Source organism: Kitasatospora sp. NPDC057512 (genome assembly GCF_042802135.1).
Classification (GTDB): Bacteria; Actinomycetota; Actinomycetes; order Streptomycetales; family Streptomycetaceae; genus Kitasatospora.
The window spans coordinates 1-3,548 of sequence record NZ_JBHVET010000809.1 but is presented as its reverse complement, the minus strand read 5'-3'; the positions used below and the strand labels follow the sequence as shown (position 1 = coordinate 3,548).

General features: G+C 73.1%; 2 protein-coding genes and 1 pseudogene. All 3 read left to right on the top strand.

Features of this window, described 5'->3' with window-relative positions:
* Positions 1–1,002, top strand: a pseudogene (locus tag ACFU6K_RS34080) (hypothetical protein); the annotation flags it as partial.
* A gap of 203 nt (positions 1,003–1,205) precedes the next feature.
* Positions 1,206–2,645 (top strand): uracil-xanthine permease family protein, encoded by a 1,440-nt coding sequence (locus ACFU6K_RS34075; protein WP_380669714.1) that lies wholly within the window; start codon positions 1,206–1,208, stop codon positions 2,643–2,645.
* 153 nt (positions 2,646–2,798) lie between these two features.
* Positions 2,799–3,530 (top strand): hypothetical protein, encoded by a 732-nt coding sequence (locus ACFU6K_RS34070; protein WP_380669712.1) that lies wholly within the window; start codon positions 2,799–2,801, stop codon positions 3,528–3,530.
* Positions 3,531–3,548: the final 18 nt, after the last annotated feature.

Sequence of the window (3,548 nt, the reverse complement as noted above, 5' to 3'; positions counted from 1 at the left end):
GTGCTGCTGGCCGCCGTCACGGCGGCGGCCGTCGTGGGGGCGGTGGCGTTCAGCATCGTCCCCTCCGGCGGGCACCGGAACGGGGACGGCGGTGGGAGCGCGGACGCGGCCGCCGACCAGCGCCCGGCCGGCGCCGCCGAGGCGGCCGCCACCGACGCCGGGCAGCCGGACAGTGCCGGGCCCTCGACGCCGGGCGCCGCCGCGTCCACTCCCCCGGGCGGGGCGGGCCAGGCGCCCTCCGCCACCGCCGACTCCTCCGGCTCCGCACCCGCCTCCGCTCCCGCCGCCCGTCCCGGCCTCACCGGTGCCGACCCGGGCGGGGCCGGCGAAGCCGGCCCGGGCGTCTCCGTCTCCGCGAGCGGCTCCCCGGCCGGCACCTCCCCCAGCGCCACCGCCACCGCCGACCCGTCGCCGCTGAGGATCGCGACCCGCCCCTACGTCTACGACAACCCGTGCTACCAGCACTTCCTCGTCAACAGCCCGCCCCAGCAGGTCGGCCCGCCCGCCAACGAGCCGGAGGCGCCGCGCTGGGCCGCCGCCTACGGCGCGGTCGCCTCCGGGGAGCAGCGGGTCGCGCTGACCGTCCAGGGCACCGGGAAGGACACGGTCGTCCTGGAGGCGCTGCACGTACGGGTCGTCACCAAGGGCGCGCCGCTCCCCTGGAACGACTACGCGATGGGGGTGGGCTGCGGCGGCGACGTGGAGAGCGCCTCCTTCGACATCGACCTGGACAGCGGCAGTCCGACGGTCACCGCCCGGGGCGGGCAGCGCTCCTTCCCGCGCAAGGTCAGCGAGTCCGATCCCGAGGTCTTCTACGTCACCGCGCGCACCCGGGCGCACGACGTGCGCTGGGAGCTGACCCTGGACTGGTCCAGCGGCGGGCGCAAGGGCACGGTGCGCGTCGGCGCGGGCAGCACGCCCTTCCGTACCAGCGGGGCCACCGGGCGGCCGGGCTACGACTACCCGCTGGGCGGCAGCGAGTGGGAGCGCCGGCCGCGCTGAGCCGCGGGGGCCGGGCCGGGCGCGCCGGAGGGCCGCGCCGGCCGGTCCGGGCGGGCCGGGACCAACCGGAGGAACCGACTCCGAGGGCTGTTACCACACGTCCGCGCAGCTCACACGCGGGCCGGGTGGCCGCCGGGGCACCCGGCGGCCACCACAATGGTGCGGACAGTTCTTCGGAAGTACAGAGAAAGCGAAACCTCACCATGGATCTCGGCGTGCGCTGGAAGCTGCACGGCGACGGGCGTACGCCCGCGCCGGGGGCGGTGGTCCGTCCCGACGAACGGCTCTCCTGGCCCCGCACGGTAGGGCTGGGCGCCCAGCACGTGGTGGCGATGTTCGGGGCGAGCTTCGTGGCGCCCGTGCTGATGGGGCTCGACCCGAACCTCGCGATCATGATGTCCGGCGTGGCGACCGTGATCTTCCTGCTGGCCACCAAGGGCCGGGTGCCCAGCTACCTGGGCTGCTCGCTGTCCTTCGTGGGCGTGGCGGCGGTGATCCGGGCGCAGGGCGGTACCAGCGCGACGGTGACCGGCGCGGTGTTCGTGGTGGGCGTGGTGCTGTTCCTGGTCGGGGTGGCGGTCCAGCGGTTCGGGGCGCGGATCATCCACGCCACGATGCCGCCGGTCGTCACCGGCGCGGTGGTCATGCTGATCGGCTTCAACCTCGCCCCGGTGACCGCCTCGACGTACTGGCCGCAGGACCAGTGGACGGCGCTGCTGGTGATGCTGTTCACCGGTCTGGCCGTGGTGTGTCTGCGCGGTTTCTGGTCGCGGGTGGCGATCTTCCTGGGGCTGCTGTTCGGGTACGGGATCTCCTGGCTGTTCGACCGGGTCTTCGGGAAGATCCACTCGGTGGACGGCGGCGGGCACATGACCGACCACTGGCGCCTGGACCTGTCGGGCGTCGGCAAGGCGGACTGGATCGGCCTGCCGACCTTCCACGGCCCGTCCTTCCAGTGGTCGGCGATCCTGGTGGCGCTGCCCGTGGTGATCGCGCTGGTCGCCGAGAACGCCGGGCACGTCAAGGCGGTCGGCGAGATGACCGGCTCCAACCTGGACGACAAGCTGGGCACCGCGATCTCGGCGGACGGCGTCGCCTCCATGCTCTCCACCGCGGTCGGCGGCCCGCCGAACACCACGTACTCGGAGAACATCGGCGTCATGGCCGCCACCCGGGTCTACTCGACGGCGGCGTACTGGGCGGCGGCCGGCTTCGCGCTGCTGTTCGGCCTGTGCCCGAAGTTCGGCGCGATCGTGGCCGCGATCCCCGGCGGGGTGCTCGGCGGGATCACGGTGATCCTGTACGGCATGATCGGCCTGCTCGGCGCGCAGATCTGGACCAAGTCCCAGGTGGACCTGCGCAACCCGCTGAACCTGGTGCCGGCCGCGGCGGGCATCATCATCGGCATCGGCAACGTGTCGCTGAAGTTCACCGACACCTTCAGCATCAGCGGCATCGCGCTCGGCACGCTGGTCGTCATCACCGGCTACCACGCGCTGCGGGCCATGGCGCCGGCGCACCTCAAGACGCAGGAGCCGCTGCTGGACGAGGGCACCTCCTCGTACGACGAGGACGCGGAGGGCACCGGGGGCACCGGCGACACTGGCGGAACCGGCGGCACCCGGGGGCCGCGCACCCCGTAACGGACGGGGGCGGGTCCGGGTTCAACCCCGGAGGACGGCCGGCGGAAGTGTCCGAAAAGGACCTTCCGTCGGCCGTTTCGTCTGGCCGGGCGGGCCGGTTGCTGGTCGAATCACTGCTCGCTCGTATCGGCCACTCATCCCCCCGGGAGAGGCATGTCCGTTCTGACCCACCGCCGCAGGGCCGCCGCCGCGGCCGCCGCCCTCGCCACGCTGGCGGTCGCCTGCGGCCAGGCCTCCGCCAGCGGCTCCACCGCCGCCGCGGGCAAGGTCCTGTGGACGCCGAGCACCAGCACGGGCCCGTCCTCGTTCAAGGCCGTCCAGTGCGCGGCGAACAACTTCAAGGTGGTGAAGGACGCCGTGAAGGGCAGCGTGTGGCGGGCCTTCCAGGCCGCCGGCGAGGAGCGCTGCGAGACGCTCAGCCCGGACCTGAAGGAGGGCGACACCTTCTACCTGGGCTGGTCGTCCAAGGTGGACATCAAGGACGCCAACAGCCGCTACGTCTTCCAGCTGAAGTGCTCGCCGAGCACCGACACCGCCAACCACCCGATCGAGATCGACGTCGTCAACGGACGCGTCCGCCTCCAGGAGTGGGACACCGCCCACGTGTCGCACTCCCTGTGGACCGCGCAGACCGCCGACAACACCTGGCACTCGTACGCCCTGAAGATCCGCCTGGGCCGCACGGACGGCACCATCGACTTCTGGTTCGACGGCGTGAAGCAGACGTTCACCACGGGCTCGGGCACCTTCAAGGGCACCACCTGGGACGGCGACCGCAACTACCTCAAGTGGGGCTCGTACCACCCCTCCACGGGCGACGCGACGAACACCTTCACCAGCCCGGTGATGGCCACCACCCTGGAGGCGGCCACCGCCGGCTCGTGAACAGCCGTGGGCCCGGAC

Coding starts and splice junctions, on each gene's coding strand:
- ACFU6K_RS34075 (WP_380669714.1), top strand. CDS start 1,206: ATGGATCTCGGCGTGCGCTGGAAGCTGCACGGCGACGGGCGTACGCCC.
- ACFU6K_RS34070 (WP_380669712.1), top strand. CDS start 2,799: ATGTCCGTTCTGACCCACCGCCGCAGGGCCGCCGCCGCGGCCGCCGCC.